The organism is Flavobacterium branchiicola (assembly GCF_018383905.1).
GTDB classification, from domain to species: Bacteria; Bacteroidota; Bacteroidia; order Flavobacteriales; family Flavobacteriaceae; genus Flavobacterium; species Flavobacterium branchiicola.
Window position 1 is genome coordinate 441,890 of sequence record NZ_JAGYWA010000004.1, and the last position, 21,203, is coordinate 463,092.

A 21,203-nucleotide genomic window follows, 5' to 3' on the forward strand; every position below is an offset into this window, starting at 1 on the left:
TACTTTTTTATTTACTGTATAATTTATTCTGTCGAAAACTGATTTTCTAACAGTTTTTCTTTAAAATCTGATTTAAAAGTATAGGCAAATGTCAGCATTAAGGCACGCGTGTCTGATTTATTTGTTCGATTATTGCTGAATAATGCGGTGTTGTTTTTATAACCACTTTCCAGAGTGTTAAACATATCGGTTACCACCAATCCTATACGGGCATTTCCTTTTCCTAATTTCTGCTGAAATCCCATATCAACATTATAAACCGGAATTCTTTTTCCTTGCGGAGTAGCCAAAGCCGAGTTATAATTCCCGATGATTTGAAGTTTGCCGCCTTTCCACGGTACAAAATTATTAATGATTTTTCCGTACCAGCTAAAAGCATTACTTACAATATCTTCTCCTAAATTTGAAGCATTTATATTTTGCTGAAAAGCGGTTAAACTTATATTGGCATCGTAAAAACCAACTGGTTTAAAGCTAAATATAGTTTCTAAACCATACGTTACCATACTTCCAATATTTTTTGGCATTAATAACACAACACCATTATCTTGTAATTCGGCATATTGTCTGATCGTATTTGTTGCATTTCTATAGAAAGCATTTGTTGAGAACGAATATTTGTCCCAGTCTTTATTGTAACTCATTTCGGCAATATGAATAATTTCCGGTTTTAAATATGGATTTCCACTATGCGGATTCAAAGCATCAGTAATATCTACAAACGGATTTAAATCATCTAAATCCGGACGGTTGATACGTTTGCTGTAACCAAGTTTTAGAAATTCATCTGAAGCCAGATTCAATTGTAAAGAGGCCGACGGAAAAAGTTTTAAATAGTCATTGTTAAAGCGGTCACTATTATTTTTTGTTGCACCCGTATTCGAAACATTCTCTGCGCGCAAACCTAAATTGTATTTCCATTTTGGATTTTCGGTCTCGCCAATAAAAGAATTCAGCATTCCGTAAAAAGCATTGATTTGTTCGTTGTAATCAAACGTATTGCTTGCAAGTGGATTTACAACATAATCATCATTAATCATTGTTGCGCTTTCAAACTCCGAATTAAAAAATCGGAAAGTTCCTTTATAGCCTACTTCAAACATTGATTTTACAGAAACGGGAAATGCATAATCTACAATAGCATTTGATATATTTTCGCGCTCGTAATTGTGTGTTCTTTGCAGTAAAACATCGCCAATTTGTTGCCGATATTCATCGTAATTATAAGTGTCGATATTGGTATTTTCTTTATCTCTGTTAAAAGAAGAGGTAATACTTGCATTAAGGCTTTTTTGGGAATCAGAAAATTTCCGATCATAATTAAAGGCAAATTCGGCTACTTTTGAGCGTTCCAGTTCCAGTGAATGTCTTTTGTTGTTCGAGAAAAATTGATTGGTATTTGTATTTACCTGCGTATATAAAGTCTCATCATTATCCTGAGTTTCCAGGTTGCCTAAAGCTTCAAACGAAAAAGTGTTTTTATCATTTGGTGCAAAATCAACATTAAATTTCAAATTTTGTAAACCCTCAGTACGTTCGTCATTTCTGTTTTGATGAATGAAATGTTCATCGTCAATAAAATAATTAGTACGGTCAGATTTTACTTTTTTTGTACGACCTGCAAAACGATTGTCGTAGCCCAGGCCAATATTCCATTTTTCGGTTTTGTTGTTTAAAAGTACCGAACTGTTTACTCTGCCTTTTGCACCAAAGCCGGCGCCAAGGGCTACCGCACCATTTAATCCGTTTTGATTGTTTTTTTTAAGTTTAATATTGATGATGCCACTTTCTGCATTGGCATCATATTTTGCCATTGGATTGTTGATTATTTCGATACTTTCGATACTGCTCGCCGCAATCTGATCCATGCTTTTTATGGCCGAATTTTTACCGTTGATTAGAATCATGGGTGATTTCCCTCTTAACGTTATTCCGCCTTCAGCATCAACGGCTACGGTTGGGATACTTTTAAGCATGTCGGTCGCTGTTCCTCCGGATTGCGAAATATTAGAAACAGCATTAAAAACAAAGCCTTCCTCTGTTTTCTGAATTTGTTTTTTTTGAGAAGTCACCACAACATCATTTAGTAAATTAGTGTCGCTTTGCAAAACAATATTTCCAATAGAAACAGGTGAGTTTAAAACTTTGATATGTTGCGTTATGGTTTTAAATCCAATTAATTTGAATTGCAATTGATATTCTCCTGAATTGATGTTTTCTAAAGCAAAATTCCCTGCCGCATCTGTTACGGCAAAACGGGCTACTTTAGTTGAATCTGTTGTTGTTTTTAAAAGTACATCAACGAATTCTACAGGAAGTTTTCCGTCGCTAATGTTTCCTTTGATAGAAGGGCTTTTTTGACCAAAAGAAAATTGGCTTATACTGAATAAGAGAATTAAGGCGGATATACTTTGAATACTTTTTATCATAACACAAAGATATTTATCCGAATGTTTATGCTTGCTTAAGCTGTCTTAAGATACCATTAAATTAATCTTAGAATACTTTTAATTAAAATAATCAATATAAAGTTTGTCATCTCGACGGAGGAGAGATCACACACGAAACTCCTCACAGTATGTCGTCAATCTTTGTAGCGTTTTGTGCGGAGATTTGCTTCGCCTATTCGCTATCGCTCGGGTCTCCTTCGTCGAAATGACACAGAAATAAAAAATCCGTTTAAATCCGCGTTTTCGCGAAAGCGAATCCGTAAAATCTGTGTTCTAATTTCAATGACCAATCTTTGTCGAGTTTCTAGTGTGATTTCTCCTTCGTCGAAATGACAAGATTGGCGAAAGAAAACAAAAAAGCGCCCCATAAATTCGGGCGCTCTTGGTAAAAAAATGTTTTCTAGTTGTTCTTAATATATTTTTTGCAATTACAATTACTTCATATTTCTGCGAAAATTATTTTATTGCAAATTGGTCAGTATAGGTCTTTTTTATTTCTGCAATTTCCTCAGATTTTTTAATGTTTTTTTCGCAACCAATACCTTTTTTATACATCGTAATAAGTTCATCAAATGCCTTTGGTTCAAAGTAAGTTCCGTTTTTATAATATTGATGCAATAATGAAGCTGTGTAGTTTGTATTTAAAATACTTTTATGATACCACTCCATTGCAAATTCTTCATTTTTTTTGAATTTATACTTTACGTTTAGTTTTTTATCTCCAAATATATTTTTCTGATAAATTTCACCTAAAGCATACATGGCGTTAGGGCTTCCGTTTTCGGCAGCTTTAGTAAAATAATAAAGTGCTTTCTCAGGATTATTTCCTTTTGCCTTGGTATTAAAATAATTTGCAAGAATAATCATGGCTTCAACATTGTGGTTGTCTTTTGCTACACTTCCTAAGGTGATATTTTTGGTGTACTCTTTATTGTTTCTTGTAAAAGTAAGATCAATTTTATCTCCGGGTTTAAAACTTCTAATCAGTTTGTCTATATTATCAATATAATTATTATTGATTTTTAAAACAATATCCCCTTTTTGCAGACCACCACTTAAAGCGGCAGTATTTTCGAAAACCTCGTCTATTTTGTATGATAGTATATCTTTACTAATGGTTTTCTTTTTAGATTTTGTTTTAATTGTTTTCTTTTCAATATCCCAGCTAATGCCTAAATAAGTTCTGTATTCTGTTTCACTATTTGCAATTTTCTCTAGTATTTGTATCGCTTGATCCGTTGTTAAGCCTAAGTCATAATTGAATTTATTAAAATTTAGACCTAATGTTTTACCGGCAAATACTGTGCTGACAAATTTATTGTTGTTTTGTACAGACTGATTCATCCAGGTTTTCCATTCAGGAATCATATCCCTTACGTCATAGTTGTATTTATCGGAAATATAATTATCCATACCCCAAATTACGATATTGGATCTATCCACCTCGTCTGTATTTTTTAATTTTTGCAGTACCGTTTTTTGAAAATCTATTTTGGCATTATTTTCATTTTCTATTTTCTTCTGAAGTTCTATTTTTCGATATTCTTCAGCTCTTTTTTCTGCTGCTATTCTTTCTTGTTCTTTTTTTGCTTTTTGTTCAGGAGAAGCTGAAAACAAGTCAATTATCGCTGTTGTGGCTTCTGCAAGCTGTTGCCCTTGAACATAACTATTTAAACTACTAAGGTTGGAAGCTCCGGATGTAGAACCGGAATCAAGTAAAGAGCCTATTAAAACTGCAGAATTTGCCAATAGATTTGCGGTACTGGCATCATTGCCTGTAACTGCCGGATTTGAAACTCCGCCAAGTTTTCCGGAAGATGTGGCATTTGGTGCTTCACCCATTATTCCCCATTCAGGCTCTTTGTTTAAATAGTCGGGGCAACAATAGGGTTGCCCCATGTTTATAATGTTTTGTTTACATGCAGAAATCAAAGTGCCCACTTTACTAACATCTTCACTTTTTACGCAGTATTTGGCGCTACAAAAATAGAGCGCTAACATTCCGCATTGTGCACAGCCCTGCGGGTCCTGAGTTTGTGAAAGTCTTTCATATTTTGCCATTTCTGAATCTTTTGCGGGTGTACATTGGGCAAAAGAGAAATGATAATTGAAAATAAATAAGGCTAAAGTTAGTTTTAAGTAATTTTTTAACATATGTCTAATTTTTTTTAAAGTTGTTATACATTTTTTTTTGAAGATAAACAGTTGTAACTCTTTGTAAGAGAAGCTTTAGTTTTAAAAGTTTATTTTTCAAATGTATAAACATTTGTTAAACAAAAAAAAACGTTCAGAATTTTCTGAACGTTTTTAGTAGTCATATGTTTTGTTGTATTCTAGTTCTTTTCAATCCATTTTCTGGCGTTTACAAACGCTTCATGCCAAGGAGAAACTTCGTCGTTTCTGTCTTTTGGATAGTGCGCCCAGTTCCATTGGAAAGTAGAACGCTCAATGTGAGGCATCATAACCAAATGTCTTCCGGTTTTGTCACACATCATTGCCGTGTTATAATCAGAACCATTTGGGTTTGCCGGATATCCTTCGTAAGCATATTTAGAAACAATGTTGTATTGATCTTCTGCATAAGGCAATTTGAATTTACCTTCTCCGTGAGAAACCCAAACTCCTAAAGTGCTTCCTGCCAAAGTTGACAACATAACCGAATTGTTTTCCTGAACTTTTACAGAAGTAAAGATACTCTCGTGTTTGTTACTTTCGTTATGGTGCATTTTTCCGTGAATTTCGTGCTCTGGATTAATTACTTCTAATTCCATAAACAATTGGCAACCGTTACAGATTCCAACAGATAAAGTGTCTTCTCTTTTGAAGAAGTTTTTCAATGCCGTATTTGCTTTTTCGTTGTATTTGAAAGCTCCAGCCCAACCTTTAGCAGAACCTAAAACGTCAGAGTTAGAGAATCCACCAACAGCTCCAATAAACTGAATATCTTCCAATGTTTCACGGCCAGAAATTAAATCGGTCATGTGAACGTCTTTTACGTCAAATCCGGCTAAGTACATAGCATTTGCCATTTCACGCTCAGAATTACTTCCTTTTTCACGAATAATAGCTGCTTTTGGTCTCGCGGCTCCAGCTGAGATTACAGGTGCTTTTCCTGTAAAATGTGCAGGGAAAGTATAATTTAAAACTTGATTTTTATAGTTTTCGAAACGTGCCTGAGCTCTTCCGTTTTTAGATTGTTTTTGATCTAATAAATAAGAAGTTTCAAACCAAATGTCTCTATAAGTCGGAATATCCAATTTATAAATTCCAAATTCCAAAACTGCAGTTCCCTGAACTGAACCTAATTTGAAGAATTCGATGTTGTTAGCATTTAATTTAGCTTCAATAGCTGCGTCCGATTTTGCCTGAAATACAATTCCGATGTTTTCTGCGAAAAGGATTTTCAATAGATCTTTTTCTGTGAATGTGCTGAAATCAATTTTTGCTCCAAGATTTACATCAGCAAAACACATTTCTAATAAAGTGGTGATCAAACCACCGCTTCCGATATCGTGTCCGGCTAAAATTTGGCTTTCGCCGATTAATTCCTGAAGTGTATTAAATGCATTTTTAAAGAAAGAAGCGTCTTTAATAGTAGACGTTTCTTTTCCGATTGTATTTCTGATTTGTGCAAAAGAAGATCCTCCTAATTTGAAATCATCCTGAGATAAATTGATATAATAAATTGATTCTCCGTTTTTCTGTAAAACAGGTTCAACTACTTTTCTGATATCAGTACAGTTTCCTCCAGCCGAAATAATAACCGTTCCCGGCGCGATTACTTCGTCGTTTGGATATTTTTGTTTCATCGAAAGTGAATCTTTTCCAGTTGGAATATTGATTCCCAATTCGATTGCAAATTCAGAACAACCTTCAACAGCAGCGTATAAACGAGCATCTTCACCTTCGTTTTTACAAGCCCACATCCAGTTTGCAGACAATGAAATTCCTTTCATTCCGTCTTTAATTGGCGCCCAGATAATGTTTGATAAAGATTCTGCAATTGCATTTCTAGATCCTGCAACAGGATCAATCAAAGCCGCGATAGGAGCGTGCCCGATAGAAGTTGCGATTCCTTCTTTTCCTAAATAATCCAAAGCCATTACACCAACATTGTTCAATGGCAATTGTAACGGACCTGCATTTTGTTGTTTCGCAACTCTTCCTCCAACACAACGGTCCACTTTGTTGGTCAACCAGTCTTTTGAAGCAACAGCCTCTAAACGTAAAACGTCTTTTAAATAACTTTCGAAATCATTTGCTGAATACGAAACATCAGCATATTTTCTGTCGATCGTTTTATCAGTCATAACCGTTTTTGGAGAACTTCCGAAGAAATCTTCTAAAGCGTAATCCATCGGTTTTGAACCATTTGATTTCGATTGAAAAGTAAAACGGTGATCGCCCGTAACATCTCCAACCTGATACATTGGCGAACGCTCTCTGTCAGCAATTCTTTGTAAAGTATCGATATCTTTTTGACCAATAACCAATCCCATTCTTTCCTGAGATTCGTTACCGATAATTTCTTTTGCAGAAAGAGTAGGGTCACCAACAGGCAATTTATCTAAATCGATCAAACCTCCGGTTTCTTCCACCAATTCAGAAAGACAGTTTAAGTGTCCGCCCGCACCGTGATCGTGAATCGAAACAATTGGGTTATTGTCGCTTTCTACTAAACCACGAATGGCGTTTGCAGCACGTTTTTGCATTTCCGGGTTTGAACGCTGAATTGCATTCAACTCAATTCCTGAACCGAAAGCGCCTGTATCTGCAGAAGAAACTGCAGCACCACCCATTCCGATTCTATAATTTTCTCCACCAAGAATTACGATTTTATCACCTTCTTGTGGTTTCTTTTTTATCGCTTGATTTAATTTTCCGTATCCAATTCCGCCCGCTTGCATGATTACTTTATCGTAACCAATTTTACGGTCGTTTTCTCCATGTTCGAAAGTTAAAACAGAACCTGTAATAAGCGGCTGACCGAATTTATTTCCGAAATCAGAAGCTCCGTTTGAAGCTTTGATCAAGATATCCATTGGAGTTTGGTACAACCATTTTCTTTCTTCAAGAGCATTTTCCCATTTTCTGTCATCGTTCAAACGAGAATAAGACGTCATGTAAACCGCAGTTCCTGCTAATGGCAAAGAACCTTGACCACCTGCTAAACGGTCACGAATTTCTCCTCCAGATCCTGTTGCAGCTCCGTTAAAAGGTTCAACTGTTGTTGGGAAATTGTGTGTTTCGGCTTTTAAAGATAAAACCGAATCAAATTCTTTTATTTCGTAAAAATCAGGTTTATCAGCCGATTTTGGTGCAAATTGCTGCACTTTTGGTCCTTTTACAAAAGCAACGTTGTCTTTGTAAGCAGAAACAATATCGTTAGGATTTTCCTGAGATGTTTTTTTGATTAATTTGAAAAGAGAAGTTTCTTTTTCTTCACCATCAATTACAAAAGTTCCGTTGAAAATTTTGTGACGACAGTGCTCTGAATTCGCTTGTGAGAAAGCAAAAATCTCAGAATCAGTTAATTTTCTTCCTAGTTTAGTCGAAAGATTGTTTAAGTATTCAACTTCTTCTTCGCTTAAAGCTAAACCTTCAACTTTGTTGTAAGTAGCGATATCATCAATCTCCAAAATTGGTTCTGGCTGAATGTTGATAGTGAAGATTTCCTGATCTAATTCGTTGAATTTTTGAAAAAGCATCGGATCAAAATCATTGAAATCAGCCGTTGCAGGATGAAATTCTTCAATTCTGATAATGCCCGGAACACCCATATTCTGAGTGATTTCTACAGCATTTGTACTCCATGGTGTGATCATAGTGGCGCGTGGACCAACAAAAAAACCCGTCAATGCGGATTTTTCGATCATATTAGAGTCGGCAAAAAGCCAGTTTAATTTTGAAATGTCTTGAGCTGAAATTTCGTTTTGCGTTTGTACGGCAAAAACAGTTTTGCTTTGGTTTTCAAAGAAATGGATCATTTGTGTAGTTTGTTGTTTTGAAGGTGCAAATTTAGTGTAAATAAATAGTAAGCGCAAATTTGAAAACCATCTCTTTCAAAAAAAAATAAAGTTGCCTTTTTCTTGCATTTTTTTTACCAAAAAGTCGCAAAATCAAAAGGTTTGTGGCTTTCCTGAATTTTGTAAATTTTATTAAAAAACGAAGAGTTGCATCATCTGCTATATTGCTAAATCTGCGAAGAAAAAATAATATTTAAGAAATAAGAAATCAAAATTCCAGTTTGATATTTTCGCGTTTTGAGTAGTGTAAGTCTGCAAAATTATCGAAATCTGAAAGTACATAAAAAATCTGTTTTTGAGAATATTCTCTCATGGCAATAAAAAAAAGCGGCAATATTGCCGCTTTAAATTTGGTAAGCACTCATTTTTTAATTAGTCGATGATGATTTTTTTACTGAAATTATCAGAACCTTTACTAATATGAACAATGTAGATACCTTTTGGTAAATTATTTATCGTTGATAATGAATCTGCAATATTTGATTTCTCGAATATTTTTTGACCTAATAGTGAAATTATCTCGATAGAATAGGGTGCTTCTGCATTATTAAAATAGATCGTGAAGTTGCCATCTGATGGGTTTGGATAAAGCAAAATTTCGTTTGAAGAATTGATGATTTGCTCTTCTTCGATTTCGGCTGTTTGTGCCATTTTGCTAGCCAGGTTATTACAAGTATCTGTAGTATAAGAATCCCATTGTGAACTTAAATTGAAAGTGGTGCTTGGAGAAGTTACGGTTGATTTACGTCGCAAAGTAACATCAATCGCAAAATTAGCTGTCCCGCCGTTAAAAGTTCCGATGATGTCTATTAAAACGCCATTCTTGAATAGACCTACAGCATCATTTCCGTTAAAAGTCAATTCAGTTGCGGTTGTCGAAATATTGGCTGAACTTGTAGAAAAACAGCTTGAAGAAATAGAACTGTTTACAATTACAAATTTACTTCCGGTTGCCAAAGTTCCGCTCAAAGCTAAACCTGTGCTCCATGAACCAGCTCCGTTGGTTTGTTTTTTTATAGTGTAAGCAGATAGACTTACAGAACTTCCGGTATTATTGGCAATTTCTAAAGCTTTATTGTTTCCTGAACCTTCAATATATTCAGAGAAAAGTAAATCTGTTGCTGTTCCTGTTCCGCTGCTGCTGGTCGTAACCGAAATTGTATTGCTAGAAGAAGAAGTATTTCCAGCTGCATCTTTTGCTTTTGCGTAAATGGAATATGTTGTTGAAGCTGTTAAGCCAGTTATTGTAGCGGTTGTTCCAGAAACAGTTGTTTTTAAAACACTGTTAGCATAAACGTCATATCCTGTTACCGCAACATTATCTGTTGAAGCAGTCCAGCTAAGTGAAACAGAAGTTGCTGTATTTGATGTTGAAGCCAGACTCGCTGGTGCAGTTGGAGCCTGAGTATCTCCAGATGGAGTGCCTCCCCAAATTTGATTTACATATTCCGGATGATCGATATAAGGATTTCTATTGCCTTGACGTGCATAGATCGCATTGTTTCTTGTAATTTCTCTTGCGCTTACAGGATCTTGTGCGTTCCAGGCTAAAAGAAGATTTAAAAATGCAGTCGTAAACACTTGATTACTTGTGCCGTTAAACATTGCATATGAATATCCGGCAACAGTATTTTCGTAACGTGTTGCAAAATAAAAGTACATTCTGGCAATATCACCTTTGAAAGCATTTACAGGTTCAAAAACAGTTCCCGAATATCCGGATACCGAACTTGATCCTAATTTGCTTCCGTTTTGAGAGGTGTAAGTGGCAGAACTTACCGTTCCGTGCGGATAATTAGAACGTATTCCGTTTACTTTTCCATCAGTTGGAGTTATAAAATGAGCATCGGAAACCATTGGAGATTGTTCGTTAAAAACTGATTGCGGAATAATGTGTTCCCTGTTGTAGCAATCGCCTTCAACAGAATAACTTCCGCATCTTTGCGTGCTTCCTGTACTGTAATTGTAGGGATCTGAACCTGATGGATTTTCAGAATACATATCTAAAACAGTTCCGTCGTTTTCGTAAAAATTGTCAACATCAGAAGTTTGATAAGTCGTGTATAAACCCGCATATCCATTATCAGTATGACCTTTGATAATGTTGTATAATTGGGTTTTTAAAGTGTAACCAGTTCCGGTTGCTGTATTGTAATAACCGGAAGGAATTTGAGAAAAACCAATTGCTGTGGATAGCAATAACAGTAAAAAGTAGTTTTTTTTCATAATTTATAGTTTAAGATTTGGGTTGTTTTACTTGTTTTAAAAATCTGATTTTTAGAAAGTTAATTCAAGTATTATAACAAATCTACTATTTTTATGAATACGTTGCGTTAAGCAATGTTTAATTTTAGCTATATTTTCTTACGGGTGGTTTTTGATTGTCACGAAGGCGCGAAAGCGCTAAATTTTGTATACAAATTTAAGTTTATAAACTGGGATTGTATTTGGCTCGCAAAGTCGCAAAGGCGCAAAGTTTTTTTTAAAGTTATGCATGAAATCTTGGCGCCTTTGCGCCTTTGCGAGATTAAAACCTTCGCGTCTTTGTGGAAAAATAAATTACTTCGGGAAATCCTTACTTTGATATGCACCCAAATCCGGAGGAGAAGTTCTGGTGATTCCTAAAATGTCCAATGGAATTAAATACGCCTGATTTCCTTTCGCGAAAGCGGCAGAACTTTTATCAATGTTGAATTTGTTCTGCGCAGCATTGTAAAACTTAGGATTTTCATTCAGAATAATATTGTTGTAATGCTCTGTATCAGTTTTAAATTGATAATTAGGATTTGTGGTTGAACTGCTGAATTTTAGTAAACAATTGTTTAGTTGAAAGACAAATGCTGCATTAGTGTTTTTGTCTACATTGAATTCATTTGTTGCCGAACCATAAATGATACAATTATTAAAAGTAGCCTGAGTCAGCGGATTTGTCTCGGGAGTTGCTCCGGCAAGACTATTACTTAAGTTCACGGCAAATTGAGAATTACTTTGCCAGTTGTTATTGAAAGTAGAATGTGTAAAACTGTAAGTACCGCCATAAACGCAGGATAAACTGGATAAACCTGCATAGTTTAGAACTAAGTTTTCTCCTGTAATTCGGGCATTTTTGGCTAAAATTCCGTACTCGACACAATTGTAAATTTGTGTGTTTTTAATCTGAATGGTATTGATGGTATTCCTAATGTCTAAACCAACGACAGCATTTTTTAAAGTCAGATGATTTATCGAATGGTTATTGCTTCCGTTTTCTAAAATTATAGAATTCCATTGCCCCGGAATATCAGCGTAAAGAGATTCTAAACGATCGCCTTCAAAAATCACTTCATTTTCCAGTTTATCAGATGTTGAAACGTCTCCGTTAATTTGAAGAGCTGCTTTATTGCCAACATATAAGCCCGAATTGGTATGAAAATAAACCCGTGAACCAGCCTCAAAAGTTACGGTTTTGTTTTCCGGAACTCCTGCATATCCATAAATTACGTAAGGCTTCTGTTTTGTAAAAAGTAACTCATTTCCGTTTGTAGGATCATTTTCATTCAAATAAAATCCATCAACATCTTTATTGTCAATTTTGATTTTTTCTTTTGTTCCATCAGGATTTTGGTTTGGATACAGGAAAACAGCATCCTGAATCAGTGTAACCAAAGCGACTTCTTGCAAATTTGCGCCGCTGTCAAACTGAATTTCATCGGTATATAAAAAATCAGTTGGGTTGGCATCTGTAACATCTGCGGTTGTTTCAATAAAAATATACAAGCTGTCTTTTGCCAGAAGCGTAACGTTGTTAAAAATCTTTCCGTTATTACCACTCATTCCGTCAACAGTCATTCGGTATTTTGAACTCAATCCTTTTTTGAATTGAACCGTTGGAATCGAAATATCATTTTTGCTTCTATTGTAAACTTTTAACTGATACGTGCTGGAACCAATGTTTTTAAAAACAGTATCCAGATACACTGTATCTTTTGAGAATTTTAAATCTCCGGTACTCGCAACAGTATCAAAATCAGTTCGACAAGAGCTGAAAGCCAAAATTATTCCGAAAATAAAAAATATAAAGTATTGACGCATTTAAATAGTTTTTTGCTACAAATTAAGTGTTCTTTTTGCCACGAATTACGCCAATTTCCCGAATTTAATTTGTGCAAATTCGTGTAATTTGTGGTAAAAAAAGTTTAACCCGAGATTTTGATAGTTTTTGTAAAAATAGCAAAAAACTTACAGGTTTGAAGTTCAATTTTAATTTTAAAATCTGATTTTTAAATTTGTGTCTTATCTTTCTTTAATTTTACGTTTTTAAAGTCCATTTTAATGAATTATACAAAAGAACAGATTTTAGCACGATGCAATGAGTTTTCTAAAAACACTTTGATGGAAACGCTAAAAATAGAATATATTGACGCCGGAGAAGATTTTTTAACTGCAAAAATGCCTGTAAATCCAAGTGTTCATCAGCCAATGGGGTTGTTGCATGGCGGTGCTTCTGTTGCTTTGGCAGAAAGTGTAGGCAGTGCGGCTTCTTTCTTTTTTATCAATCCGAAAGAGCAGGAGGTAAGAGGAATCGAGATTTCGGCAAATCACCTAAAAAGTATTCGCGAAGGTTATGTTTTTGGAACCGCCAGAATTATTCATAAAGGAAGAAGTCTTCATTTATGGGAAATTAAAATTACCGATGAAGAAGGGAATTTGATTTCGCTTTGCAAATTGACGAATATGGTTTTGGACAGAAAGAAAAGTGAATAAATTATGAATCCATTTTTCTTAAAAATTAAAAATCATAAAGAACAAAATTTACCTTTTGTACTTTATTCAAAACCCAATACTTCCAATCTTATTGGGATTTTGCAGCAAAATAATACTTTATACAAAGTTTCTGATTACAGCGAAAAAGGATTTGTTTTTGCTTCTTTTGATGAAAAGCAACTGATCTTAATTCCTGAAAACGAATCTGAAATTATTACGGCTGAAAAAGAAATAACTTCAATTGAGCCAATCGAAATTGATGATTTGAATTTTGATCGTGAAGCTAAATTTCAATTTGAATATTTGGTGGCGCAGGGAATTCAGGCGATAAAAAATGAAGAATTCAAAAAAGTAGTTTTATCGAGAAGCGAAGAAGTACCTTTGAGTGACTTTGACTTTGTTGAAACTTTTCAGCATTTGGTTCAATTATATCCGGCTACATTTTGTTATTGTTTTTTTCATCCAAAAATTGGACTCTGGATGGGAGCAACGCCTGAAAAACTTTTAAAAGCTAATGGAAATGTTTTTGAAACCATGGCTTTGGCGGGAACGCAGAAAGATACTTTGCAATCTGAAATTATCTGGCAGCAAAAAGAAAAAGACGAACAGCAATACGTAACTGATTTTATCGTAAAACGACTTAGGGAATTTGCGGCTTCTGTTGTAGTTTCTGAGCCTTATAGTTTGAAAGCCGGTTCGATCTGGCATATTAAAACTGATATTTCGGGAGTTTTAAAAGAGAATTCGACTTTAGAAGAAGTAATCGATACTTTGCATCCAACTCCGGCGGTCTGTGGTTTGCCTAAAAAGAAAGCAAAAGCTTTTTTAATAGAAAACGAAAATTATGACAGAACGTTCTATACCGGATTTTTAGGAGAATTAAACAGCACTTTTGATGGTGGTAATGCAAGCTCTGATTTATTTGTAAATTTACGAAGCATGCAGATTCAGGAAAATAAAGCCATTTTATATATGGGCTGCGGTATTACAAAAGAAAGTATCCCGGAAAATGAATGGGAGGAAAGCGTCAATAAATCAATGACGATGAAAAGAGTATTACGAAAATAGTTTAAAGTTTCATAAGCAGTGTCACCCTGAGCGAAGTCGAAGGGCGTAAAGGGCTTCGACTCCGCTCAGCCTGACATATTGGCTAAGAAAACTTGAAACCTGAAACAAAATAAACAAACAAAAAGCAAAAATGAAATTAGATATATTAGCCTTTGGTGCACATCCGGATGATGTAGAGTTGGGTTGTGCCGGAACGATTTTAAAAGAAGTTTCCCTTGGGAAAAAAGTAGGTATTGTTGATTTAACGCGTGGCGAGTTAGGAACGCGTGGAACGGCAGAAACAAGAGATCAGGAGGCGAAAGATGCAGCGAAGATTTTAGGGGTTCTGGTGCGTGAAAATTTAGCAATGCGTGATGGCTTTTTTGTAAATGATGAAAAGCATCAGTTAGAAGTGATAAAAATGATTCGCAAGTACAAACCAGAAATTGTATTGTGTAACGCAATTGATGATCGCCATATTGATCACGGAAAAGGAAGCAAATTAGTTTCTGATGCTTGTTTTTTATCTGGACTAATGAAAATTGAAACTTCGATTGATGGAGAGCAACAGGAAGCCTGGAGACCAAAAGTAGTTTATCACTATATTCAGTGGAAAAATATTGTTCCTGATTTTGTTGTAGACATTACAGGATTCGAAAAAAAGAAGGTTGAAGCGATTTCGGCTTATAAAACGCAATTTTATGATCCGAATTCAAGCGAACCAGCTACGCCAATTACAAGTAAAAACTTCTTTGAAAGCCTGAATTATCGTGCGCAGGACTTAGGAAGGCTTGTTGGGAAAGATTTTGCTGAAGGTTTTACTGTTGAAAGATGTTTGGCAGTCAATAGTTTAGAAAATTTATTGTAAATTTTTCATTTTTTTCTTTGTAGAACTCAACCTTTGTTCTATATTTGCACTCGCTAAGCAGAAAAATGGTGGTTGTAGCTCAGCTGGTTAGAGTAGCGGTTTGTGGTGCCGCGGGTCGCCGGTTCGAACCCGGTCAGCCACCCAGATTTAAAGCCTTGAAGAAATTCAAGGCTTTTTTTGTTTTCAGTCGAAAACAAATTCCAATATTTTCAAATTCCAAATCCCAATAGCGCTCTAATGTCTAAAAGTATTAGTTAAATTATTAATGCTTTGTTATTGTTTTTGAAATCTATAATAGAAGAAGGAATTTGGAGTTTGGAATTTTTTTATTGGAATTTATCTCAAAGAGATTGGAATTTGGAATTTAAAATATTGGGATTTAAAAAAAGCACAACTGCAAAGTTGTGCTTTTAATGGTTATTATATTTGGTAGTGTATTATCGAATTTCCTCAAAGGTAGTGCCTTGTTTAATGTCGCCGGTTTTAAGTCCTTTTTTAAACCAATACATTCTTTGTTCTGATGTACCATGGGTAAAAGAATCCGGAACTACTTGTCCTTGCATTTTACTCTGTATTGCATCATCACCAACTGCGTTTGCTGCACTTAATGCTTCTTCTATATCGCCTAAATCTAAATTTTCCTGATTGTAATGCGTCCAGACTCCGGCATAAAAATCGGCCTGAAGTTCTAGTGCCACAGAAAGTTTATTAGCCTGAGCTTCGCTTTTTCCTTCTTGCGCCTGACGCATTTTTGCAGAAGTTCCTAGTAGGGTTTGTATGTGATGACCAATTTCGTGTGCTATAACGTACGCAATGGCAAAATCACCACCCTTGGCGCCAAATTTAGTTTTTAGTTCCTCAAAGAAACCTAAATCTATATATACTTTTTGATCGCCCGGGCAATAAAATGGTCCGGATGCAGATGATGCTCCGCCACAAGCCGTATTTACAGAACCTCTAAAAAGGACCAATTTTGGTTTTTTGTAGGTCATGCCATTTTCTTCAAAAATTTTACTCCAAATGTCTTCGTTATCAGCCAGAACAACTCTAACATAGTTACCCATTTCTTCATCTTCCTTGCTTAACGGAGCTGCGGCTTCAGTTTGAGTTTGCTGTCCGCCTTGCATTTGTTCTAAAATTGGAGCAATCTGCTGGCCTGTTTCACCGCCAAAAACATTTAGCAGCAAAATTATTATTCCAATAATTCCTCCTCCTACGGCAACTTTTCCGCCAGAAATTGATCTTCTGTCTTCTACATTATCACTTTGTCTTCTGCCTTGCCATTTCATAGTAAATTGAATTTTAACTTATTGTGTATTATTTAATACGAATTTATATATTTTTTAGGAATTAAGGCTTTTTTAAGATGATTTGTTTTCAACTATTTGAGCCATTTTCGCAAAGCTTCTTCTACGGTGCCCCGAATAATTGGTTTTGAAATGTAATCGTTCATTCCTGAGGCTAGGCATTTGTTTCTTTCTTCTTTTTCTGCACCGGCAGTTACGGCAATAATCGGGATAGACTTTCCAATTTTAGTTACTCTGATTGCTTTTGTGGCTTCATAACCATTCATAATTGGCATTTGAATGTCCATGAATATTAAATTCGGATTAATCGCTTCTATTTGCTTAACGGCCTCATAACCATTTTCGCATTCAAAAATGATAGAATTGATATTTAAGTTTTTTACGATTGTTTTTAGCAGAAGCATATTTACTTTGTTGTCTTCTACAATCAGAATGACTACTTTTTTCTGATTCGAATTATAACTCAAAGCATATTCAGGATTGTTTCTGTTTATGATTTCTCTGAACTTTTCATTGATTGTTTCGTGGCTTATTCTTAGATTCAAATCAAAATAAAAAGTACTTCCTTCATTGATTTTACTTTTTAATTGTAAGCGGCTTTCCATCAAAGCGAGCAATTGGTTCGAAATGGTTAATCCTAAACCGGTTCCGCCAAATTTTCGCGTTGTAGAGCTATCTTCCTGCGAAAAGGCTTTGAAAATTTTCTTTTGATTTTTTTCTAAAATTCCAATTCCGGTATCAACTACTGAAAAACGAATGATATAATTGTCATCTGATTTGTTTTCAAGAGTGGTAACATTCAATTTTATCGAACCTTCATTGGTGAATTTTACCGCATTGGATAAAAGGTTGATAAGGATTTGTTTCAAACGAACAATATCGGTCCAAATGTATTTAGGCACATTTGGATCTATATTTAATTCCAGTTGAAGATTTTTTTGATTGGATTCGTATATAATCAAATCAAATATTTGCCCCAATATTTTTTGAAGATCGTACAAGTCGATAAAAAGTTCCAGTTTTCCGGCTTCAATTTTAGAAAAATCCAGAATATCATTGATAATTTCAAGCAGCGAGTGCGCCGATTGATTAATGGTTGTCATGTACTTTTCCTGAATTTCTTCAAGATTGGTTTTCATCAATAAATGCGTAAATCCGATGATTCCATTTAATGGAGTTCGAATTTCATGCGACATATTGGCTAGGAAATCTGATTTTGATTTGTTTGCAGCTTCGGCCAGTTCTTTCGCTTTAATAGCATCTTCACTTTCCTTGATTTTTGCCTGATTTCGATTTCGGTCTAAAGCCGAAGAGATGTTATTGGCTAATGTCTGGTAAATATTAATTTCATCATCTGTCCATTTTCTTTCTCTGGTACAGTCATCAAAACCAATAAATCCGGAAAATATATTATTGGTATATAACGGAAGAATTAATATCGATTTAATATCATTTGCAACTAATAATTTTTTGAAAAAAGTATCTTCAAGATTTTTAGTCAGTGTCTTTAGAATTTTTTTGTTTTGCGAATGAAGGGTAATTTCTTTTAAATCTTCTTCAGAAAAACTTTGTAATTCCGTTATTTGATGCTTAACTCCATCTCTCGACCATTTGTGCTTTTGACTGATTAGATTAGTTTCAAGGTCTTTTTCATAATAAAAAATGTGATCTACTTTTGAAGCTTTTCCAACAATTTCGTAGGTTTCCTGAAACATTTTTTCCGGACTCTGACTCAATAAAAACTTTTCTGTACAAAGTGCCAATGCCGAAAGCAGCTCGCTCTTAAGTTCGAGTTTTCTTTCTGCTTTTAAGCGCATTTGCGAAGATATAGCCAGCGAAATTACATCGGCAATAGTTTTGGCGTAATTGATATCTTCATTATCCCATTCTCTTTTTTCTCCTGTACTTTCAAGACAGGCAACACCGGCAAGTTGTCCATTTAAGAAAATAGGAACATCAAGCATTGACTTGATTTTATTTTTGGTGAAATAAATTTCCTGAAACTCTGAGGTTTCCAGTTTGTCAAAAACATCTGGAGCGTTAATAATTGCTTTGCTTTTTAGCGTTTCAAAATAGATTGGGTACGCTTCTTTGTCCAGAATGTTTTTATCTTCTAATGTTTGATTATCTCTGCTAAACAGATTTTTGCAGGCTATAATATCATTTGAAAATTTCCAGAAACTTACGCGATTTGCTTTTGAAACTGTAGCCGCTTCTTCAATAATAAAATCAATAACCGTCTGAAGGTTATCAAATTCTCTAAAATCGGTTGTAGAGAGTTTTTTGGTCGAAGAATTATAGGCTTCAATTTTTTCTAAACGTCTTTTCTTTTCGTTTTCGATGTTTTTTATTTTTGTAATATCTCTGGCAATTCCGGCAAAACCTGTTGTTTCGCCCAAATCATTTTTGCGAATAATTACTTTTTGAGAGATCCATAATTCCTCGCCGTTTTTCTTTAAAACCGGAATTTCAATTGTTGGATAATGACCCACATTTTGTTCGAGATTTTCATAGAAATCTACGGCATTTCTAATGTAATCATCATGAATAAAATTAGAATAATGTTTGCGAAGGATTTCATTATCAGAATAACCCAAGATTGCATAACCAAACTCATTTATAAAGGTGAAATGACCTTGTATGCTTATTTCGAATATAATATCTGTTGCAGTCTGAATCAGGTTTTTGTATTGATCCTGAACAATAATTTGCTCTGTGACATCCTGACCAATACTAATAATTAGTTTGTCAGAGAATTTTTTATCCTTCCATTGAATGTATTTGTATTCTCCTTTTTTATTCTTTAATTTTCGGATATATAATCTATTGTCGATATAATTATTGTGATAATTCTCTCTGCTGAATTCAGAATCTTCAGTAAGTCGCCAGAATTCCATTCCCATCATTTCGTCCGGATGATAGCCTAAAATAGAAATGACAGTTTCGCTGCAAAACAGCAGATGTCCATTTTCGTTTGTTGCAATTGTCAGCGAATTTCCTTTGTGTACAATCTCATTAGTAAACCTGAAATTATCTCTGTTATGCAATAAAACGGCATATTTTACCTGATTTATAACAAATATTAAAATGCAATAGTTAACAAGTAAAATGGATGATTTTAAAGGGATTAATTTGAAAACAATTGTAATAGTCAGAAACACAAAAGTAAGCCCCACAAAGACCCAGTATACTTTTATGGGTTTTAAAATGCTGTACGAAAAGAAAAATGAAATTAAAAAGGTAATTATCGGGATAACATCATGTGGCAGGTATATGATATTATGAACAACATATAGGATATATATGAAAAAACCAATTATAAAATTCTTCTGAATACTTTCGCTTAGAAATTTTACTTTATCTGTTAAGAGGTAAATAAATAAAACAAAAAAGCCAATAGAAACATTTGTGGTTAATAAGCTGGCAGGTCTTATTTTGAAAATTTCATTGATAATTTCGATTAAGATAATCGCAATTCCAAAGAATAAAACATAGAGTTTGTATTCTTTGTTTATGGTATCATTTTCGCGTTTCTTTTCGATGAAATTCCCAATACGGGTTTTAATTTTAAAGAACTGGTAAATTAAAATACTTAGAAAACTAAATAAGGATAATCCTAGCAGGATAAGTTTAGGATTGTTGTAAAAAATAATATCAGGCGTAAGAACATACCAGCTTGTAATAATAGATCTCAGGGTATCACCAAAACTGGCAATTCCTGAAATCAAAGTATTATAAAAACTATAGCTTTCTACCATAGATTTTGGGGTATGTGTGGTTTAGTAAATAGCATTTTTTTGAAAATTCTAAAAAGAGTAGGTTAAGCTCTTTTGTTAATTTCGAATTTTCGATTTTTTACATATCGTCCCATCGGCCGATTGAGTCAATTGAATCTTCTTTTTCTTCAACTGTAAAAATGGCAAAATAGGTTGCGTATGTCATTGATGTATTAAAAACAAGTGTAAAAAGTATTCCAACGCAACAAGCAAAAAAGCCAACTGCTGACCCTATAAATCCGATTAGGAACACTAAAAAGATCATAAGAGGATTTCTGGCAACAACTATAATACTTGATTTAATAGCATCTAAAGCTTTTAAATTTCCGAAAATGATTAATGGAATACACAGATAAGTGAAAAAATTAATACAAGCTGAAAGTGCAGGCCCAAAAAAGATAAACCCTGTAGTTTCAAGAGCGTTTGAAATTGCTGTACTGACTGCGGCTATAATTAAAGTAGCAGTGAATAACTGAATAAAATAAGGTGCTTTGTAATAGCTGAAAATAGTAGAAACATTAAATTCTTCATCTTTATCTGCACAATCTGCCATTTTTAGAAACCCGGCTCCAAAAGGCGCTAATAAAGCTGTTACAAAAGAAACTCCAACTGTAGAGATTAATATTTCGGCATAAGACAGTTTTTGAGTTTCAAGATTCTCAAAAAACTCTTGTGAGATACTTTCTGCACCATATACAGCAGCTATAATTCCAATAATTGCAATTCCGAAAACGAATGAAAAAACAAGTATAATTAAAGCGGAGTAAAGTGATATTTTTTTGAAATTTTCGAAAGCGTGATTGAAAACAGCTGAAAAATCAAGGTTGTAGCCATTACTTTTAATGTCTTCGATTTGGTCAAGAGTAGATTTCATTTTTTTCGTAGAATTGTTTTATATTCTGGTGATTTTAGTGTGATACTTTTGACGTAAATATAATATTTTTTATCAATCCAGTATTAAAATCTATAAAACATTACGAAATTGT

Annotated in this window: 11 protein-coding genes and 1 tRNA gene; 4 read left to right on the forward strand and 8 right to left on the reverse strand. The window is 34.4% G+C overall.

Annotation, left to right across the window (positions count from 1 at the left end; translation table 11 throughout):
* Window positions 1–23: 23 nt before the first annotated feature.
* From KHA98_RS11925 to KHA98_RS11945, 5 genes are all read right to left on the reverse strand, one after another.
* Window positions 24–2,429 carry a TonB-dependent receptor domain-containing protein gene (locus KHA98_RS11925; protein ID WP_213258157.1) on the reverse strand — a complete coding sequence of 802 codons (2,406 nt, stop codon included), beginning with the start codon at window positions 2,427–2,429 and terminating at the stop codon, window positions 24–26.
* 477 nt (window positions 2,430–2,906) lie between these two features.
* Complete coding sequence (locus KHA98_RS11930; protein WP_213258158.1) at window positions 2,907–4,604, reverse strand: PDZ domain-containing protein; 1,698 nt, start codon at window positions 4,602–4,604, stop codon at window positions 2,907–2,909.
* Between the two features lie 179 nt (window positions 4,605–4,783).
* The gene (purL, locus tag KHA98_RS11935) at window positions 4,784–8,437 is read right to left on the reverse strand and encodes a phosphoribosylformylglycinamidine synthase (RefSeq protein WP_213258159.1); all 3,654 of its coding nucleotides are present in this window, start codon (window positions 8,435–8,437) and stop codon (window positions 4,784–4,786) included.
* Between the two features lie 411 nt (window positions 8,438–8,848).
* Window positions 8,849–10,702, reverse strand: coding sequence for an endonuclease (locus KHA98_RS11940; RefSeq protein WP_213258160.1), 1,854 nt, complete (start codon window positions 10,700–10,702; stop codon window positions 8,849–8,851).
* A 333-nt stretch (window positions 10,703–11,035) separates the two neighbouring features.
* The gene (locus KHA98_RS11945) at window positions 11,036–12,547 is read right to left on the reverse strand and encodes a hypothetical protein (protein WP_213258161.1); all 1,512 of its coding nucleotides are present in this window, start codon (window positions 12,545–12,547) and stop codon (window positions 11,036–11,038) included.
* A 240-nt stretch (window positions 12,548–12,787) separates the two neighbouring features.
* Here KHA98_RS11945 and KHA98_RS11950 point away from each other — a divergent pair, with 240 nt between their 5' ends.
* The 4 genes from KHA98_RS11950 to KHA98_RS11965 all read left to right on the forward strand — a co-directional run bounded on the left by KHA98_RS11950 (window position 12,788) and on the right by KHA98_RS11965 (window position 15,276).
* Entirely contained in the window at window positions 12,788–13,219 is a 432-nt protein-coding gene (locus tag KHA98_RS11950) for a PaaI family thioesterase (RefSeq protein ID WP_213258162.1), read from the forward strand.
* 3 nt (window positions 13,220–13,222) lie between these two features.
* Window positions 13,223–14,287, forward strand: a complete 1,065-nt coding sequence (locus KHA98_RS11955; RefSeq protein ID WP_213258163.1) for a chorismate-binding protein — start codon at window positions 13,223–13,225, stop codon at window positions 14,285–14,287.
* 130 nt (window positions 14,288–14,417) lie between these two features.
* On the forward strand, window positions 14,418–15,134 hold the full coding sequence (gene bshB1, locus KHA98_RS11960) for a bacillithiol biosynthesis deacetylase BshB1 (RefSeq protein WP_213258164.1): 717 nt from the start codon (window positions 14,418–14,420) through the stop codon (window positions 15,132–15,134).
* A 68-nt stretch (window positions 15,135–15,202) separates the two neighbouring features.
* A tRNA-His gene (locus tag KHA98_RS11965) sits at window positions 15,203–15,276 on the forward strand.
* A 295-nt stretch (window positions 15,277–15,571) separates the two neighbouring features.
* On the opposite strand, the gene ypfJ is transcribed toward KHA98_RS11965, so the two are convergent.
* From ypfJ to KHA98_RS11980, 3 genes are all read right to left on the reverse strand, one after another.
* On the reverse strand, window positions 15,572–16,423 hold the full coding sequence (ypfJ, locus tag KHA98_RS11970; protein ID WP_213258165.1) for a KPN_02809 family neutral zinc metallopeptidase: 852 nt from the start codon (window positions 16,421–16,423) through the stop codon (window positions 15,572–15,574).
* Window positions 16,424–16,515: 92 nt separating this feature from the next.
* The gene (locus tag KHA98_RS11975; RefSeq protein WP_213258166.1) at window positions 16,516–20,199 is read right to left on the reverse strand and encodes a PAS domain S-box protein; all 3,684 of its coding nucleotides are present in this window, start codon (window positions 20,197–20,199) and stop codon (window positions 16,516–16,518) included.
* A 97-nt stretch (window positions 20,200–20,296) separates the two neighbouring features.
* Window positions 20,297–21,091 (reverse strand): DUF2189 domain-containing protein, encoded by a 795-nt coding sequence (locus KHA98_RS11980; protein ID WP_213258167.1) that lies wholly within the window; start codon window positions 21,089–21,091, stop codon window positions 20,297–20,299.
* Window positions 21,092–21,203 lie beyond the last annotated feature (112 nt).